Source organism: Winogradskyella forsetii, assembly GCF_013394595.1.
Classification (GTDB): Bacteria; Bacteroidota; Bacteroidia; order Flavobacteriales; family Flavobacteriaceae; genus Winogradskyella; species Winogradskyella forsetii.
The window spans coordinates 743,602-761,561 of record NZ_CP053348.1 but is presented as its reverse complement, the minus strand read 5'-3'; the positions used below and the strand labels follow the sequence as shown (position 1 = coordinate 761,561).

General features: G+C 35.5%; 17 protein-coding genes. 14 read left to right on the top strand and 3 right to left on the bottom strand.

The features are described from left to right. Nucleotides 1–81: 81 nt before the first annotated feature. The 3 genes from lipA to HM987_RS03185 all read left to right on the top strand — a co-directional run bounded on the left by lipA (nt 82) and on the right by HM987_RS03185 (nt 4,240). A complete protein-coding gene (gene lipA / locus HM987_RS03195) occupies nt 82–954 on the top strand; it encodes a lipoyl synthase (protein WP_179005192.1) in 873 nt (290 codons plus the stop codon). Further along, the gene (gene gap, locus HM987_RS03190; RefSeq protein ID WP_179005190.1) at nt 954–1,937 is read left to right on the top strand and encodes a type I glyceraldehyde-3-phosphate dehydrogenase; all 984 of its coding nucleotides are present in this window, start codon (nt 954–956) and stop codon (nt 1,935–1,937) included. Before lipA ends, gap begins: the two co-directional genes overlap by 1 nt. 62 nt (nt 1,938–1,999) lie before the next feature. Then, the gene (locus HM987_RS03185) at nt 2,000–4,240 is read left to right on the top strand and encodes a tetratricopeptide repeat-containing hybrid sensor histidine kinase/response regulator (RefSeq protein WP_179005179.1); all 2,241 of its coding nucleotides are present in this window, start codon (nt 2,000–2,002) and stop codon (nt 4,238–4,240) included. Here the strand turns inward: HM987_RS03185 and lpxK are convergent. Further along, complete coding sequence (gene lpxK, locus HM987_RS03180; RefSeq protein ID WP_179005177.1) at nt 4,233–5,231, bottom strand: tetraacyldisaccharide 4'-kinase; 999 nt, start codon at nt 5,229–5,231, stop codon at nt 4,233–4,235. The two genes, HM987_RS03185 and lpxK, sit on opposite strands and share 8 nt — an antisense overlap. A 40-nt stretch (nt 5,232–5,271) precedes the next feature. Between lpxK and HM987_RS03175 the strand changes: the two genes are divergently transcribed. From HM987_RS03175 to msrA, 3 genes are all read left to right on the top strand, one after another. After that, nucleotides 5,272–6,366, top strand: coding sequence for a Nif3-like dinuclear metal center hexameric protein (locus HM987_RS03175; protein ID WP_179005175.1), 1,095 nt, complete (start codon nt 5,272–5,274; stop codon nt 6,364–6,366). A 2-nt stretch (nt 6,367–6,368) separates the two neighbouring features. Beyond that, nucleotides 6,369–7,154, top strand: a complete 786-nt coding sequence (locus tag HM987_RS03170; protein ID WP_179005162.1) for a zinc ribbon domain-containing protein — start codon at nt 6,369–6,371, stop codon at nt 7,152–7,154. A 174-nt stretch (nt 7,155–7,328) separates the two neighbouring features. Next, nucleotides 7,329–7,991, top strand: a complete 663-nt coding sequence (gene msrA, locus HM987_RS03165) for a peptide-methionine (S)-S-oxide reductase MsrA (RefSeq protein WP_179005160.1) — start codon at nt 7,329–7,331, stop codon at nt 7,989–7,991. Between the two features lie 102 nt (nt 7,992–8,093). Here msrA and HM987_RS03160 read toward each other — a convergent pair whose 3' ends face one another. Continuing rightward, nucleotides 8,094–8,903 carry a class I SAM-dependent methyltransferase gene (locus HM987_RS03160; RefSeq protein WP_179005158.1) on the bottom strand — a complete coding sequence of 270 codons (810 nt, stop codon included), beginning with the start codon at nt 8,901–8,903 and terminating at the stop codon, nt 8,094–8,096. A gap of 40 nt (nt 8,904–8,943) precedes the next feature. Here HM987_RS03160 and HM987_RS03155 point away from each other — a divergent pair, with 40 nt between their 5' ends. Further along, nucleotides 8,944–9,633, top strand: coding sequence for a hypothetical protein (locus HM987_RS03155; RefSeq protein ID WP_179005156.1), 690 nt, complete (start codon nt 8,944–8,946; stop codon nt 9,631–9,633). A 180-nt stretch (nt 9,634–9,813) separates the two neighbouring features. Here HM987_RS03155 and HM987_RS03150 read toward each other — a convergent pair whose 3' ends face one another. Continuing rightward, nucleotides 9,814–10,233 carry a (4Fe-4S)-binding protein gene (locus tag HM987_RS03150; protein WP_179005154.1) on the bottom strand — a complete coding sequence of 140 codons (420 nt, stop codon included), beginning with the start codon at nt 10,231–10,233 and terminating at the stop codon, nt 9,814–9,816. A 258-nt stretch (nt 10,234–10,491) separates the two neighbouring features. On the opposite strand from HM987_RS03150, the gene kynU reads away from it, so the two are divergent. The 7 genes from kynU (at nt 10,492) to HM987_RS03115 (ending at nt 17,840) form a co-directional block, all read left to right on the top strand. Beyond that, on the top strand, nt 10,492–11,793 hold the full coding sequence (kynU, locus tag HM987_RS03145; protein WP_179005152.1) for a kynureninase: 1,302 nt from the start codon (nt 10,492–10,494) through the stop codon (nt 11,791–11,793). Nucleotides 11,794–11,908: 115 nt separating this feature from the next. After that, a complete protein-coding gene (locus HM987_RS03140) occupies nt 11,909–13,393 on the top strand; it encodes an FAD-dependent oxidoreductase (RefSeq protein WP_179005150.1) in 1,485 nt (494 codons plus the stop codon). Nucleotides 13,394–13,594: 201 nt separating this feature from the next. Continuing rightward, entirely contained in the window at nt 13,595–14,050 is a 456-nt protein-coding gene (locus tag HM987_RS03135; RefSeq protein WP_179005148.1) for a RidA family protein, read from the top strand. 12 nt (nt 14,051–14,062) lie between these two features. After that, nucleotides 14,063–14,695, top strand: coding sequence for a hypothetical protein (locus HM987_RS03130; protein ID WP_179005146.1), 633 nt, complete (start codon nt 14,063–14,065; stop codon nt 14,693–14,695). Next, on the top strand, nt 14,692–16,131 hold the full coding sequence (locus tag HM987_RS03125) for an aldehyde dehydrogenase (protein WP_179009851.1): 1,440 nt from the start codon (nt 14,692–14,694) through the stop codon (nt 16,129–16,131). The genes HM987_RS03130 and HM987_RS03125 overlap by 4 nt, the downstream gene beginning before the upstream one ends. Before the next feature lie 116 nt (nt 16,132–16,247). Further along, a complete protein-coding gene (locus tag HM987_RS03120) occupies nt 16,248–17,030 on the top strand; it encodes an SDR family oxidoreductase (RefSeq protein ID WP_179005144.1) in 783 nt (260 codons plus the stop codon). A gap of 276 nt (nt 17,031–17,306) precedes the next feature. After that, complete coding sequence (locus HM987_RS03115; RefSeq protein ID WP_179005142.1) at nt 17,307–17,840, top strand: 3-hydroxyanthranilate 3,4-dioxygenase; 534 nt, start codon at nt 17,307–17,309, stop codon at nt 17,838–17,840. Nucleotides 17,841–17,960 lie beyond the last annotated feature (120 nt).

The window sequence follows — 17,960 nt, the reverse complement described above, 5'->3', positions numbered from 1 at the left end:
TTTCTTGTTAGTCACCCTTCATTTGAACTAACTAATTTCATTATTTACTTTGTATCTTTGCTTTCAGAAATTAAAAATGGCATGGAAACCAAAGTAGCTTCAAATATTTTACCCGAACGTAAACCGAAATGGTTACGCGTAAAACTACCTACTGGAAAAAAATATACAGAACTTAGAACCTTAGTCGATAAGTACAAACTAAACACCATTTGCACCTCAGGAAGTTGCCCAAATATGGGAGAATGTTGGGGAGAAGGCACGGCAACTTTTATGATTTTAGGAAACGTCTGTACACGATCCTGCGGATTTTGTGGCGTAAAAACAGGACGACCAGAAACGGTAGATTGGGACGAGCCAGAAAAAGTAGCACGTTCTATAAAATTGATGCAGATTAAACACGCTGTTTTAACAAGTGTAGATCGGGATGACCTGAAAGACATGGGAAGCATCATGTGGGCAGAAACCGTAAAAGCCGTAAGACGTATGAATCCTGAAACAACCCTCGAAACATTAATTCCAGATTTTCAAGGTATTGAAAAACATATTGACCGTATTATTAATGTAGGACCAGAAGTCGTTTCACACAATATTGAAACAGTAAGACGCTTAACAAGAGAAGTAAGAATACAAGCACAGTACGATCGTAGTATGAGCGTTTTGAAATATTTAAAAGCACAAGGACAGCGCAGAACCAAGTCTGGTATTATGCTAGGACTTGGTGAACAACGCGAGGAAGTGATTGAAACCCTGCACGATTTAAGAGCCAATGACGTAGATGTGGTTACGATAGGCCAATATCTACAACCTAGTAAAAAGCATTTACCAGTAAAACAATTTATCAATCCAGATCAGTTTGATGAATACAAAGAAATTGGTCTAGATTTAGGTTTCAGACATGTTGAAAGTAGTGCTTTGGTAAGATCATCTTACAAAGCCCAAAAACACATCAATTAATGATTGCTGTTGCCATTAACGGCTTTGGCAGAATTGGTCGTCGTGTCTTTAGATTGGCATTAGCACATCCACAGATTCAAATTGTTGCCATCAATGATTTAGCCGATGCTAGGACGCTAAGCCATTTACTGAAGTATGATAGTATTCACGGTGTTTTAAAGGATTCTGTTTCTTATGATGAGACGCACATCATAGTGAATGGTGTTTCTATTCCTTTATATAGACAATCACATCCAAAAACCATCGATTGGTCTGAAATCCAACCCGATTTTGTTATAGAATCTACAGGGAAATTCAAAACAAAAGCAGAACTTCAACATCATATCACTAATGGCGCAAAACGGGTCATTCTCTCTGTTCCTGCTTTAGAAGATGATATTAAAACGATTGTTTTAGGTGTTAACGATGCCATTTTGGATGGTACAGAAACTATCATATCCAATGCATCGTGTACCACTAACAATGCGGCTCCTATGATTGCGTTAATTAAAGCACATTTCGGCATAGAGCAAGCTTACATTACCACCATTCATTCCTATACTACAGATCAAAGTTTGCACGATCAACCACACAAGGATTTAAGACGTGCTAGAGCTGCTGGTCAATCCATAGTGCCTACAACTACTGGTGCAGCTAAAGCACTGACCAAAATTTTCCCAGACCTATCAGATGTGATTGGTGGTTGTGGCATCAGAGTTCCGGTTGCAAATGGTTCTTTAACGGATATTACCATAAATGTGAAGACTCCCACATCTATCGAAAAAGTGAATTCAATTTTTCAAGATGCCGCGAAAAATGAATTAAAAGGTATTCTTGAATATACCGAAGATCCTATCGTATCTATTGATATTGTTGGTAATCCACATTCTTGTATTTTCGATTCTCAAATGACTTCAGTCATCGGAAATATGGTAAAAATAGTAGGTTGGTACGATAATGAGACGGGTTATAGCTCAAGAATTTTAGATTTAATTTGCAATTAATCGGACAAATAATCACTTTTATCGAATAAATAATTATATTTGTTTTAATTAAATAGAGCTGAATGTCCCAGATCAGATATCACATATTTGTTTTTTTAGCATGTTTTTGTAGTCTTATTTTTGCGCAACAAGATGGCGTTGAGGATAAAGAGATGCTTAGTTTGAGACTTTATGAGCACCTTAACCAAGCCAAATTGGATAGTGAGCGTGGTAATTATTACAATGCTTTAGACAACTTTGATAAAGCATTGCAAGTTGCTGTTAAAATTGATGACAAATCCAGTCAAGGTAAAATTCATACTAAAATTGCTAAGGTTCAATTTTTAGTTGGTGAAGAAGATCAAGCTAATATCTCATTGACCAAAGCGATACAGCTTCAACGCAAAAATGATGATTACGCTAATCTCGCTATTACCTATAACATTAAAGGCGTTATTCACAGCACTAAGGAAGAATACGAAAATGCATTAGGTTATTTCAAGTCGGCGAATAATCTTTTTGAACAAGAAGATTTAGAAGAATATACTTCTGAGGTTAGCCTCAATAAAGCCAAGGTATATATAGCACAAAAAAGTTACGATGAAGCAAAGGCACAGCTTGAGAAAACTATCATCGTTGCAAAAAAATACGACCAGAAACGTCGTCTAAGCAGTGCTTTAATAGAAAGTGGGAAAGTGTATTCTGCTATGGATAATCCCGCCATGGCTTTATCACAAACCGAAGAAGGTCTGTCTATCGCACAAACAAATAACCTATTGGAAAATGTGAATGAAGCTTTCGTGACCCTAAGCGATATCCATGAACAAAAGGGAGACTATAAAAGATCGTTCGATTATATAAAAAAGCACATCCATTTATCCGATTCCATTTTAAACATTAAGCGCGAGAACCTGACTCAAGGAATTTCTGGACAATCGATTAATAAATATAAGGATGCCGAAAATGCCCAATTGAAAGCGCAAATCGATGAGGTTACGGCAGAAAGTGCGTTTACGAGAATTACAACCATTTTAAGCATCGCATTAATTACCATATTGTCCTTATTGACTTTATCGCTATATAAGAACAACAATATTAGGCTGAACACCAACACCATGCTTCACAAAAAGAACGATGAACTTATTGTCGCAAAAGAGAAAGCAGAATTGGCCTCTAAAACAAAAGCAAATTTCTTATCGACCGTAACCCATGAGCTGCGCACACCTTTGTATGCAGTAACAGGACTTACAAATATGTTATTGGATGAAGAACCAAAAGAACATCAAATTCCACATTTAAAATCATTAAAGTTTTCTGGAGATTACCTACTTACTTTTATTAACGATATCCTACAAATCAATAAAATTGAAGCTAATAAAGTTGAATTGGATCCAGAAAATTTCAACCTTAAAAATAAATTAGAAAATGTGATTTCGGCACTTAGCAATTCTGCAAAAGACCAAGACACAAAAATTCACTTTGATTATGAAAACGGATTGCCAGAAACATTTGTTGGTGACCAATTAAAGATTTCCCAAATCTTAATTAACTTACTTGGAAATGCTATTAAATTCACAAAAGATGGAGACATCTGGGTGAGAGCGTACAAAATTGATGTAAAAGACAATACGTACAATCTTCGCTTTGAAATTGAAGATAATGGTATTGGTATTACAAAAGAAAAACAAGATCAAATGTTTGACAGTTTCTCCCAAGGCTCTGTCCAAATTAACCGTAAATATGGCGGCACTGGTCTAGGTTTATCGATTGTAAAGGGATTAATTCAAATTCTAAATGGTAAGATTTACTTAAAGAGTGAGCTTGGTAAAGGCTCAACATTCTTTTTCGAAATTCCATTAGAATATGATAAAGACGCCCAAAAACCTGTATTAGAAGAAGTTAAAAAAGTTAATAAGATGGAAAGTTTGGATTTAAGTAACGTTAAAATTCTCATTGTAGAAGACAACAAGATCAATCAAATGATCACTAAGAAGATTCTTAACAAAATGGATCTCTATTGTGATGTCGTTGATAATGGTGAAGCTGCAGTAGAACAAGTAAAAGAAGTGGCTTACGATGTTGTATTAATGGACATCCATATGCCAGGCATTAGTGGATTAGAAGCCACAAAGATCATTAGGACCTTCGACAAGGAACTAACTATTTTTGCGTTGACCGCTGTAACTTTAGAAGACAAAATGCACGAGTTTGGTGAAGCTGGATTTGATGATATTATTTCCAAACCGTTCAAGCAAGAGGATTTTGAAGACAAGCTGCATGCGGCACTTTCTGGTGAAAAAATAGTGTCCAGTTTCTTTAGCTAACGAATGCTTTAACCGCTGCATTAAATTGTGCTGATTTATCTATTTTTATTTGAATAGGTAAATAATACAATTTATCTTTTAACTCCTCATGATCCGACAAACGCACATAATCCTTTTCCGTAGTAATAATCAATGATTTTGAAGCTAAGGTTTCAATATCCGAAATCCTAAAACTATAGTGATCACTATATTCCAAGTGATCGAATTCTAATCCCTTTTGCATTAAAAAATCTACCAATGGTTTGGCATTGGCAATGCCTGTAACTAATGTAAACTTAGGAAGCTTGCTCAATTCCAATTCATCAAATACAGAGATTACATGGGATGCATAATCCACGTAACTAAAGAATAGTTGTTGGTGCCTTTTTAAATTTATTTTTGAAGTAATCTTTTGCTTTTCAGCTTCAGAAATCGTTTTACTACATTTTGTAACCACAATCAAATCGGCGCGTTTGGCTCCAAAACGAGGTTCGCGTAAATTTCCTGTAGGCAAAACAATATCCTTATAGTAGAGATTATTATAAGCGGTCAACAGAATATTAAATCCTGCTTTTACTTTTCTATGCTGAAAGGCATCATCCAACAATATCAAATCAGGTTGTGGTTTTAAACTTCTAAGTTTCTCTATACCAATTTGCCGATCTCCATCTACCGCAACGGTAAGCGCTTTAAATTTTCTGTAAAACTGAAAAGGTTCGTCTCCAATGGTATCTGCGTTGGCATTTTCATCCGCCAACACAAAACCTTTGGTTACTCTTTTGTAACCTCTGCTTAATGTGGCGATATCTTTTTCGTCTTTTAAAAGTCGAACTAAATATTCAATCATTGGTGTTTTCCCTGTGCCACCTGTACTGAGATTCCCAACACAGATTACAGGAAAATCGTAAGATTTAGACGATTTAATTCCAACATTATATAACCAATTTCGTAACCAAGTGATCAGGTAATAAATCGGTACAACAGGAAACAATATGATGCGGATAAAGTTCACGACGACTAAATTATATTATTTTTGAAACAAATATACACTTATGATCATACAAGACGTAATTAATCATTTACACAACTTAGCGCCTTTAGCTTATGCTGAAGATTTTGACAATGTTGGCCTTCTAGTTGGGGATAAAAACGAGACCGTTTCGGGAATTTTGGTTACTTTAGATACGCTTGAAGCCGTTGTAGATGAAGCGATTGAAAACAATTGTAACCTTATTGTGAGCTTCCATCCTATTATATTTTCAGGTTTAAAAAAGTTAACAGGAAAAACTTATGTGGAGCGCGTGGTCATAAAAGCCATAAAACATAATATTGCTATTTTTTCAATTCATACCGCTTTAGACAATGCACTTCAAGGTGTGAATTCTATTATTTGCGACCAATTAGGATTAACGAATAAGAAAATTTTAATTCCACAATCTGGAACCATTAAAAAGCTACAAACTTATGTTCCAAAACCAAATGCCGAAGCTTTGAGAACGGCTTTATTTGAAGCAGGAGCAGGAAGTATCGGTAATTACGAATCTTGTAGTTTTAATATTGAAGGCAAAGGCACGTATTTGGGCAATGAAAATTCCAACCCTGTAATTGGTCAAAAAGGAAAATTACATACTGAAGCTGAAACCGCCATTTCTGTCACTTTCAAAAAACACCTGGAATCAAAAGTACTAAAAGCATTGTTCGACGCACACCCATATGAGGAAGTTGCTTATGAAATTTCAACCTTAGAAAATAACAATCAACATATTGGAATTGGCATGCTTGGCGAACTCGAAAATGCCATGGAAACCGAGGATTGCCTGAAGTTTATTAAAAGTAAAATGAATACCCAATGTATAAGGCACTCAAAATCTTTAAATAAATCTATAAAACGCATTGCCGTGTTAGGTGGCTCTGGTAGTTTTGCCATTTCGGCCGCAAAGGCTGCCAACGCAGACCTTTTGGTTACTGCAGATTTAAAATATCACGATTTTTTTAGTGCAGAAAATGCTATTGTTTTAGCCGATATTGGACATTATGAAAGCGAACAGTTCACAAAATCGTTTTTAGTGGACTATCTCTCGAAAAAAATTACTAATTTTGCAATCATTTTATCAAAGACAAATACAAATCCGATAAAGTATTTATAATTATGGCAAAAAAAGCTGAAGTTTCTGTTGAAGAGCGATTAAGAGCACTATATGATTTACAATTAATTGACTCTAGAGTAGATGAAATAAGAAATGTCAGAGGCGAGCTTCCTTTAGAAGTTAGAGATTTAGAAGACGAAGTTGAAGGACTTAACTTAAGAATGGAAAAGCTAAATGATAGCTTAACTATTATTGACGACGAGATTAAAGGAAAGAAAAATTTAATCGAAGAAGCCAAAAATTTAATCAAAAAATACAGTGAGCAGCAAAAGAATGTTAGAAATAACAGGGAATATAACTCATTGACCAAAGAAGTTGAATTTCAGGAATTAGAAATTCAATTGGCAGAAAAGCACATTAAGGAATTTAAGGTTCAAATAGAGCAGAAAAAAGAAGTCATTTCTGAAACTAAAGACCGTTTGAAAGATCGTAATGCGCATTTAAAGCATAAAAAAGGTGAACTTAACGAAATTTTGAAGGAAACTGAAAAAGAAGAAGAAGCCCTTTTAAGTAAGTCTGACGATTTTCAGAAAAAAATTGACGAGCGTTTGGTTAAGGCTTATCATAGAATTAGAAATAATGTAAAAAATGGCTTAGCTGTTGTTGCTATAGAACGTGGTGCTTCTGGAGGCTCTTTCTTTACCATTCCACCTCAAGTACAAGTAGAAATTGCCTCTCGTAAAAAAGTAATTACCGATGAGCATAGTGGACGTATCTTAGTTGATGCGGCTTTAGCTGAAGAAGAAAAAACGAAAATGGAAAAATTATTTGCTAAACTTAGTAAGTAAAAACACTATACATCATAAATTCTGAGCCTTTGCATTTGCAAGGGCTTTTTTATTTAAGATAAATTTAGAATAATTAGACATAAGGATTTGTATCTTCTTACGACTATACGAAAAAAGAAATTACAAACTCAGGGTTTCAATTAATGATATCCTGAAATAAATATTCAGGAGACAATGAAAAACTTACTAAGCATTTTAGCCATTACCTTATTATTTAGTTGCCATAACCAAGCACAGACCAACCCAGAACAACAAGCTGTTATCAACGCAGAACCGATTGCCGTACCTTTAAATGACGGAAAAGCAAAAGCCTACTTTGCTAGTGGCTGTTTTTGGTGTGTAGAAGCCATTTACGAAAGTGTTAAAGGCGTTGATGAAGTCATTAGTGGCTATTCAGGTGGACACACTAAAAATCCCACTTATGAATCCAGCAACACTGGCAGAACAGGTCATGCTGAAGCCGTAGAAGTCATTTACGATCCTGAGGTTGTAAGTTTTGCAAGCTTAGTTGACGTCTATTTTGGATCTCAAAATCCAACACAGGTTAATGGTCAAGGACCAGACCGTGGCTCACAGTATCGCTCCATTATTTTTTACCAAAACGATGAACAGAAGAAAATCATTGAAGATAAAAAGGCAGCTTTATCTAAAGAATTAGATGCGACCATTGCCGCCGAAGTATATCCTTTTCAAAAGTTTTGGGTGGCGGAAGATTACCATCAAAATTATGAAAGACTGCATCCAAATCAGGGCTATATTAGAAATGTTTCTGTTCCAAGATTGAACAGGTTCAAAGCTAAGTTTCCTGAGTTGTTGAAAGAAGACGAAAAGCATTAAATTAGTTCTTGATCCTGCAAGGTTTCAAAAACCTTGTAGGTATTTATATCTTTTTTCAAGGTCTATAAAGCTTTTGAAACCTTGCAGGTCAGAGCCGAGCGGTTAAAGCGACTTCATTTTATTTGCCTTCAACTCAAAAATCATAGGAAACAATTGGTCCTTCATTTTATACATTCCTGATTTCGTTTTAATCAAATCAGGAAACACATCATATGGACTTTCATCATATTCATTGAGGTATTCAATTTGTAATCCGGCGTCAATAAGTGAATTAATTACTTCGCTCAATCCATGATTCCAGCCATATTCTTTACTTACCATTTTTGATTCTTGATTAGCATAGGTGCCTTCATATTCATCATAAATTACGTCATCTTGGCTATAATGGTATATCATTTTTGGTTGGCCTTCATTATAATCAAACATCCAAGCAATGGGATGAAACTCTACGATATAAAATGTACCACCTTCTTTCAGTCGTTCTGAAATCATTTTTGCCCAAAGTTTCAAATCTGGCAACCAGCCAATAGTTCCGTAACTCGTAAATACAATATCGAAGTTTTCAGAAATATGCTTGGAGGTGTCTAAAACATTACAACAAACAAACTCAGCATCAAGCTGTAACTCAGAATTTAATTGTTTCGCCAATTTCACACCTTCATCACTCAAATCCACACCAACGCACTTGGCTCCCATCCGACTCCAACTCAAAGTATCTTGACCAAAATGACATTGCAAGTGCAACAATGATTTACCTCTTACATCGCCTAATGCTTTTAATTCATAAGGCATCAACGATGTTTTTCCATTTTTAAAAGCATCTATATTATACATATCACTTTGTGCATGTATAGCTACTTTTTCATTCCAAGTGGCTTTATTTACTTCAAAATAATTAGTATGCTCATTCATAGTTGATTAATTTTGAGCGTAATTTAAACAACTTTTTAATATGAAGTCTTTATATATAAGTTTGATATGCCTTTTACTAGTTTCAGCATGTAAATCGGATAAGTCAGAAAATCACTTAAAAGAAATTCAAAAAGAACCAACAGTTGCCAGAAAAATTGCCAACGCGCATGGTTTCGAAAATTGGAAAAACGTTAAAGAAGTAAAATTCACCTTTAAAGTTGACAGAGATACGATCAAAGGAGACGGCAGAGCTTGGAAGTGGTATCCTAAAACCGATAGTATCGTAATGCATGCTGGTGAACAAATAGTAAGGTTCAATAGAACAAGATTGGACAGTGTGCCTCCAAATGCGGATCGTAATTTTGTCAATGATAAATTTTGGTTATTAGTCCCATTTCAATTGGTTTGGGATACCTCAGCAAGCATTTCTGAAGCCAAAAACGTAGAAGCACCAATTAGCAAAACTAAAATGAATATGATCACATTGACCTATCCAGAGGAAGGTGGCTACACACCAGGCGATGCTTATGATATTTTTTATGATAATGATTATATGATTAAAGAATGGAATTTTAGACAAGGAAATGCTGAAAAACCAACTATGGCGACGACCTTCGAAAATTATAAGGAATACAACGGTATTAAAATTGCCACTGATCACAAAATGGAAGGTGGCAACTGGAATCTAAATTTTACGGATGTTAGTATTACTTTGGATGATGAGAAATAAGACTGTATTTTTGCAACCTATAATGTAAGGTTCACGTTTTTTCTTAACGTATAGCTTACATTTTCCGCCTTTTGGCGTCTATATATTCGAAGCACTTTATCTGCAAAGGTAAAGTGCTTTATTTTTTAATGAAACTCATTTTGCAAAAGCCGTAGGCAGAATGCAAAATGTCTAGTTGAATTAATCCCTAAAATCTTCTTTTACATGTGCGCCGTCACAATAGGGTTTATTATGAGACATACCGCAACGGCAAAACGCTGTAGTTTTGTTTTTAGTTTCTTCGTTGCCATCCTTATGGGTCACTTTCAAAGTGCCATAAACCAATAGTGGTCCATTTTCTAAAACTTCGACTTTTGTTTCAAGCGTTTCTGAGGTGTTGTCATCTTCATTATTCATATAAAAACTTAAAGCTCCAGACGGACATTTCTTAACTGTATTAACTATTTCGTCAGTTGAAGCACCATCTATCTTAACCCAAGGTCTTTCATTAGGTTGAAATACATTTGGTGAACCTTTTACACAAATACCTGAATGAATACATTTTTCGGCTTCCCAAATCACTGTGACATCTCCATTAGAATATTCTTTTGTCTTTCCCATAACTCATATCTTTCTTTAAAGATAACTAAATTTCTTATTAAAAATACGCCTTTAATCCTTCACTTTAAATCCTTATTTTTGTTAATAGCAAATGAATAACAAAATTATTGATGCTAAATTTGAATTATATTTTCTTTAGATTAATATAGAAAATATAAGCATAGCCTTAGTTACAGTTCTATTTTATCTTTAAATAGAAAGGAATTTAATTCATCATTTTGTTGTTTATTTGGTATAATAACCGAAAAACCTAACAAATTGTCCAATTATAAACCAGGTCTTGATTATGCAAAACAACAAGACCAATTAGACGAATTATCGCACTATAGAGACCAGTTTCATATTCCAAAAGATGAAAACGGAAATGAACTCATATACCTCTGTGGAAACTCCCTTGGCTTGCAACCGAAATCAACCAAGACGTATATCAATCAAGAATTAGAAGATTGGGCTAACCTTGGTGTTGAAGGTCATACAGACGCCAAAAATCCTTGGTTTCCTTATCATGAATTTTTAACAGAAGCTACAGCGAATTTAGTGGGTGCAAAACCCATTGAAGTCGTAACCATGAATTCCTTAACTGCGAATCTTCATTTTATGATGGTTTCATTTTACAAACCAACTGAGGAACGCTATAAAATCCTGATTGAAAGTGATGCCTTTCCTTCCGATAAATATGCCGTAGAATCACAATTGAGACATCATGGCTTTGATGATAAGGACGGTTTAATCCTTTGGGAACCTAGAAAAGACGAAGAATTATTACGCTACGAGGATTTAGAGTCTATTCTCAAAACACATGGCCATGAGATTGCCCTTATTATGATTGGAGGTGTGAATTATTATACGGGTCAGTTTTTCGATTTGAAACGTATTACGGATCTTGGACACCATAACGATTGTAAAGTGGGTTTTGATTGCGCGCATGGTGCAGGAAACGTTAATTTAGACTTACACAACTCTGGAGCAGATTTTGCCGTTTGGTGCACTTATAAATATATGAATTCAGGGCCAGGGAGTTTATCTGGATGTTTTGTCCACGAAAGACATGCCCATGATAAAAACCTCAACCGATTTACGGGTTGGTGGAGCCATAATAAGGTCACACGTTTTAATATGCGACATGAATTTGATGTGTTGCCAGGAGCCGAAGGTTGGCAATTGAGCAATCCACCAATTTTATCAATGGCTGCTATTAAAGCATCGCTGGATATGTTCAATGAGGTTGGAATTGAAAAACTGATAGAAAAATCGAAAAAACTAACCGGTTATTTTGAATATCTATTGAAAGGTTTGGGTGATGACACCATCCGAATCATCACACCGGAAAATCCTGATGAACGTGGTTGCCAATTATCGATTCAAGTGTTGAATGCTGAAAAATCATTATACGATGAACTAACTGAAGCAGGAGTCATTAGTGATTGGCGAGAACCAGACGTAATTAGATGTGCGCCTGTACCGTTATATAATTCATTTGAGGATGTTTATTTGATGGTTGAAAAGTTAAAGCACATCCTGAAAAAGGCTTCCCTGCCCCTTCCTGAGGAAGGGAACTGAGAACGCAATTAACATTCTCGATTTTCAATACTTTTAAGATTTAAAAAGAACAACAGTCCCTTCTTATAATTATTGGAACTAGCTTCTACAACATAAAAAATTATTAGTTTACAAAATGAATAATAACAAAATTACCGATAACAGTGAAAAAGGCTTCCACAATGGGGAAGATTTAGAAGGGGCTCGGGCTCAAAACATACTAATAATTGGAGCAGGACTCTGCGGAAGCCTACTAGCACTAAGACTGGGCCAAAGAGGTTTTAACGTAACCGTTTACGAAATGCGACCAGACTTGAGAACCACAGATATATCTGCTGGTCGTTCCATTAACTTGGCACTTTCAGACCGAGGAATCAAAGCCATGAAACTTGTCGGCATAGAAGACAAAGTGAAAGCATTATGCATTCCTATGAACGGTAGAATGCTTCACGATAAAGAAGGCAACACCTTTTTATCCAATTATAGTGGAAGGGACTACGAATACATCAATTCAATTTCCAGAGGCGAATTAAACGCTTTGTTATTGACCGAAGCCGAAACACACGACAATGTTACCATCCATTTCAACAAAAAATGTAAATCTGTTGATTTTGAAAGGACCACAGCGTTATTTCAAGATTATGACTCCAAAGATGAGTTTATAGAAGATGCCGATTGTATCATCGCCACGGATGGCGCAGGTTCCGCTTTGCGTAAAAGTTACTATTTAAGCAAAAAATTCTTATTCAGTTTTTCACAAGATTATTTAAGCCATGGTTATAAAGAACTCAGTATTCTTCCAACTGAAACTGGCGATTACAAGACCTACAAGAACGCCTTACATATTTGGCCAAGAAGTAGTTTTATGCTTATTGCACTACCAAATTTAGATGGCAGTTTTACGGTTACTTTATTTTTAAGTTTTGATGAAGGGGACTACAATTTCAATAACTTAACAACACCCGAATTGGTCACAGAATTCTTCCAAAAAGAATTTCCGGATGCCTTGGAAATAATGCCAAATCTTGTTGAAGATTTCTTTGACAATCCAACAGCAGCATTAGGCACCGTAAAATGTTCGCCTTGGCACTATAAAGGAAATACACTGTTAATGGGAGATGCTGCTCATGCTATTGTGCCATTTTATGGCCAAGGCATGAACGCCTCGTTTGAAGATGTTGTTGAATTCGACAAAGTACTGGACCAAAATTTAGAAAGCCTGCCTGACGGCGAGGCAGGTTGGGAAGCCACATTTAAAGCTTACGAAAAAAACCGAAAGAAAGATACCGATGCCATTGCCGATTTAGCGATTGATAATTTCCATGAAATGAAAGGACATGTATCCAATCCTATTTTTCAAGAAAAACGTAAAATTGAAATGGCTTTGGAAAAAGAATTTCCAAATGAGTATTCCTCAAAATATAGTTTGGTTACCTTTAATGAAAACATTGGTTATAGACATGCTATGCTAAAAGGTAGAGCCCAAGACAAGGCTATTTTGAATATGTTAACTGATAAAGTAATGTCATCAGAAGATGATTTAAAAGACATTTTAGAAAAAGTAAACGCGGAAACTGAAGCGATTCTGGAAGATGATAGAATTGCAGGAATCCCATCCTAAGCTTTCTACTTAGGCTGCGCGCAGCAAGCCTTCAGTAAGGTACTGAAACAGAATTAACTTGAGGTATGTGTTGAACTTGATACAGCATCTAAAATCTAGTAGGTTTGAAAAAGTAAAATGAAGAATAGTTTGAAAAATGAACAAATTAAAAATTCAAGTCCTAAATCAATTTAGGAAATTGAATATCGAAAATCTAAGATAATGAGCAATAAAAACGATGAGATTCCTGCGTCCGCAGGAACCGGTAGTGATGTCACACCAAGAGGCGCATATCCACATGTAAAGCAAGTTGGCGATTTTATTTTCGTTTCAGGAACAAGTTCTCGAAGACCAGACAATACCATTGCAGGTGTTGATATCATAGATGAGATGGGAACCAAACGTTTAAATGCCTATACGCAAACCCAAGAAGTATTAAAAAACATTGAAAAAAATTTAGCTAAAGTTGGCGCAAGCCTAAAAGATGTCGTGGACGTCACGTCGTTTTTAGTAAACATGAATGACTTTGCAGATTACAACAAAGCTTATGCTGAGTTTTTCGAAAAAGAAACAGGACCCACTAGAACAACGGTTGCTGTGCATCAATTGCCGCATCCAGATTTGGTGGTTGAAATTAAGGTTATTGCATTCCTGCGCAGGCAGGGATCTCATATTTAAAAAATAATTCTATTGAAATTATATTATAAATATTTATTTGTTTTGTTTTTGACTCTCTCATGTCACTATAACAAGCCGCACGTAATAAATTATGATATAAATGGAAATCCAATAATCACAGATGAGTTCAAAATAACTTTTCTAAATGAAGTATTAGATGATACATCTCATATTAATTTCAAAAGATATAATGACCCATACATTTATATAACTAATGTAGAAGGTAAAAGTTATCCTACTAAAATTAATGGTACCTTAAAATATCCAACGATTACAGAATACTTATCGATAACTTTAAAATCAAAGGACACAGCTTTTCTTAGAAATCAAATAATAAACAAATTAAATAATCAAAAGCTGATTAATTTTGGCTTCAAAAGCATAAATCAAGATAAATTAACTACTTATCATTTCAACAATAATGATTTAAAAATTGAATATCACGTTTCTGAAGATTCATTATTAAAAGTTGAAAAATTATTAAAATCAGATGGCATACTCTATTTGAGTACACCTATTTTTAATAAAGAATTAAATTTAGCTTATATGGAAGCTGAACATGGTCCAACAGGAGAGCATTTAGTTTTTGAAAAGGAAAATAATAAATGGGTTACAAAATTGATATTAAGTGAATGGATAAAATGAATATTCAAAACTACATTAACGGAAACTTCCAAAACCCAATCAATAACCATTGGATAGACAACTACAACCCTTCCAACGGAGAAGTTTACGGACAAATTCCTAATTCAACAAAAGAAGATGTTGAGAAAGCATACAGTGCTGCCAAATCTGCATTTCCAATTTGGAGCAAAACTACGCCAGAAGATCGAAGTAGAATTCTCATAAAAATTTCAGAATTATTAGAAGTTAACTTAAAACGTTTAGCAGAAGCCGAAAGCAAAGACAACGGCAAACCTATCAGTTTAGCAAAAGCAGTTGATATTCCTAGAGCCGCAAGTAATTTTCGTTTTTTTGGTAATGCTATTACCCAATTCGCTAGTGAAAGTCATGAAAGTGTAGGACAACAAGCTATTAATTATACCTTACGTCAACCTATTGGCGTCGTTGGTTGTATAAGCCCTTGGAACCTTCCACTCTATTTATTTACTTGGAAAATTGCGCCTGCAATTGCTGCTGGAAATTGCGTAGTTGCAAAACCTAGCGAAGTCACTCCAATGACGGCTTATTTATTAGGCGAAATTTGTAATGAGGCTGGTTTACCTAAAGGCGTATTGAATATCGTTCACGGATTAGGAACAACCACAGGGCAAGCCATTATTGAGCATCCAGATATTAAAGCCATTTCGTTCACAGGTGGAACAGCAACAGGTGCACACATCGCAAAAGTCGCTGCACCAATGTTTAAAAAACTATCATTGGAATTAGGCGGAAAAAATCCAAATATCATTTTTGCTGATTGCGATTATCAAGATATGTTAGCCACTACGGTTCGTTCGTCGTTTGCTAATCAAGGTCAGGTTTGCTTATGTGGAAGCCGTATTTTTGTTGAAGTGTCCATTTATAATCAATTCAAAAAAGATTTTGTTGAAAAAGTAAAAGCGTTAACAGTTGGTCATCCTTCAAATGAAGATACGCATATAGGAGCGTTAGTGTCCAAACCACATTTAGAAAAAGTAAAAGAATACATTCAAATCGCCAAAGACGAAAACGGTACTGTTTTATGTGGCGGAAATGAAGTCACGATAAAAGGATCCGAAAACGGTTATTACTTAAAACCCACAGTTATCGAAGTCACTAGTGATGAATGCCGAGTGAACCAAGAAGAAATTTTTGGACCAGTAGTGACTATAATGCCCTTCAAATCAGAAGATGACGTTTTAGAAATGGCAAATAAAGTAAAATACGGTTTATCCGCAACGCTTTGGACGAATGATTTAAAACGTACCATGAAAATGAGCAACGAACTACAAGCAGGCATTGTTTGGGTAAACACTTGGATGATGCGCGATTTAAGAACGCCCTTTGGTGGCGTAAAAGCATCTGGAGTTGGCAGAGAAGGTGGATTTGAAGCTTTACGATTTTTTACAGAGGCTAAGAATGTATGTATAAAGTATTAATCCAATTCCTGCGAATGCAGGAATCTCATAAATTGAAAAGAAATTATTAATCATACGTTTTACTGAAATTTCTTCAGTGAGACTTAAAAAAGATTCCTGCTTTAGCAGGAAATGTTATGGATTTACAACTAAACAACAAATACGCACTAGTCTGCGGAAGCACAGCAGGAATAGGAAAAGCAACGGCCATAGCCTTGGCTCAAGAAGGTACCATAGTAACCTTAGTTGCTAGAAATGAGGACAAACTAAAAGCGACTTTAGCTGAATTGCCTCAACAAAGACAACATGATTATATTGTGGCTGATTTTTCAAATCCTGATGACTTAAAAACTAAAGTTTCAGATTATATAACAAAACATCATGGCTTTCATATTTTAGTGAATAATACTGGTGGTCCTGCTGGTGGCCCCATATTTTCCGCTAAAGTTGAGGAGTTTGAATCGGCTTTTACACAACATCTCAAATGTAATCATGTTTTGGCTCAAACCGTCGTTCCATTTATGAAAGAAGAAGGTTATGGCAGAATCATAAATGTAATTTCAACCTCTGTAAAGCAACCTTTAGATGGCCTTGGTGTAAGCAATACCATTAGAGGGGCTGTCGCCAATTGGAGTAAGACTTTGGCAAATGAATTAGGGCAATTCGGCGTAACGGTAAACAATGTTTTACCAGGTGCTACAGGAACAGAGCGCCTAACCCAAATTATTAAAAACAAATCCGCTAAGTCTGGTCATACGGAAGAAGCATCTGCCAATGCCATGAAAAATGCTGTACCTGCTAAACGTTTTGCAAAACCTGAGGAACTCGCAGATGCTATTACATTTTTGGCTAGTGAACGTGCAAGCTATATCAACGGAATTAATCTTCCAGTTGATGGAGGAAGGACAAAGAGTCTTTAATCCCATCCCTAACCCTTCCCTAAGGGAAGCGAACTGTTACGGAAAACAATCGAATAAAAAACCGAACCAAAAATGAAAAATTAGACCTCACGGGTTTTCAAAACCTATGAGGTCTTTGTATATTAGTGGAATTATTTATTTAATGGCTGTAATATCAATATGTCATATTTTCTTTTACACTCATTGCTAATGTACAGATTTGTTTAACAACTACTCTTATCTGCCCGAGTGAGAGTTCCTTCCCCTCTGGGAAGGCTAGAATGGGCTTCTATTATCATGAGTAAATTATATCCTCCCATAAATTTTAAAGAATGGATTGAAGACAACCGTCATTTACTAAAGCCACCCGTTGGCAATAAAGTGGTTTGGAAAGATGGTGATTTTATTGTTATGGTCGTTGGTGGACCTAACAGCAGAAAAGATTACCACTACAATGAAACACCAGAATTTTTCTATCAGATTGAAGGAAATATGGTTTTAAAAGTCATTGATAATGGCGAACCTAAAGACATTCATATTAATGAAGGTGACATTTTCTTGTTACCTCCTAAAGTTCCACATTCTCCGCAACGAGGCGCAAATACCGTAGGGTTGGTTATTGAATATCCTAGAGAAAAAGGTGTAAAAGATGCCTTGGTTTGGTTCTGTGAAAATTGTACCACTAAACTCTATGAAGAAGATTTTACCGTAGAAAATATTGAAACCGATATGCCTGTAATTTTTGATAAATACTATGGCGATAAGGATAAACGCAAATGTCCTAATTGCGGAGCGGTAATGGAACCACCGAAAAAGGTAAAGGTAGAGTAAAAGCTACTTCTAACTTCCCCAAAAGGGAAAAACGAAACTCTAATTTATAAAAAAATCAGGCTTTCGCAGAAATGTCAAACGACATACTTTGACCGCGCGCTCAGCATAACAACTATGAAT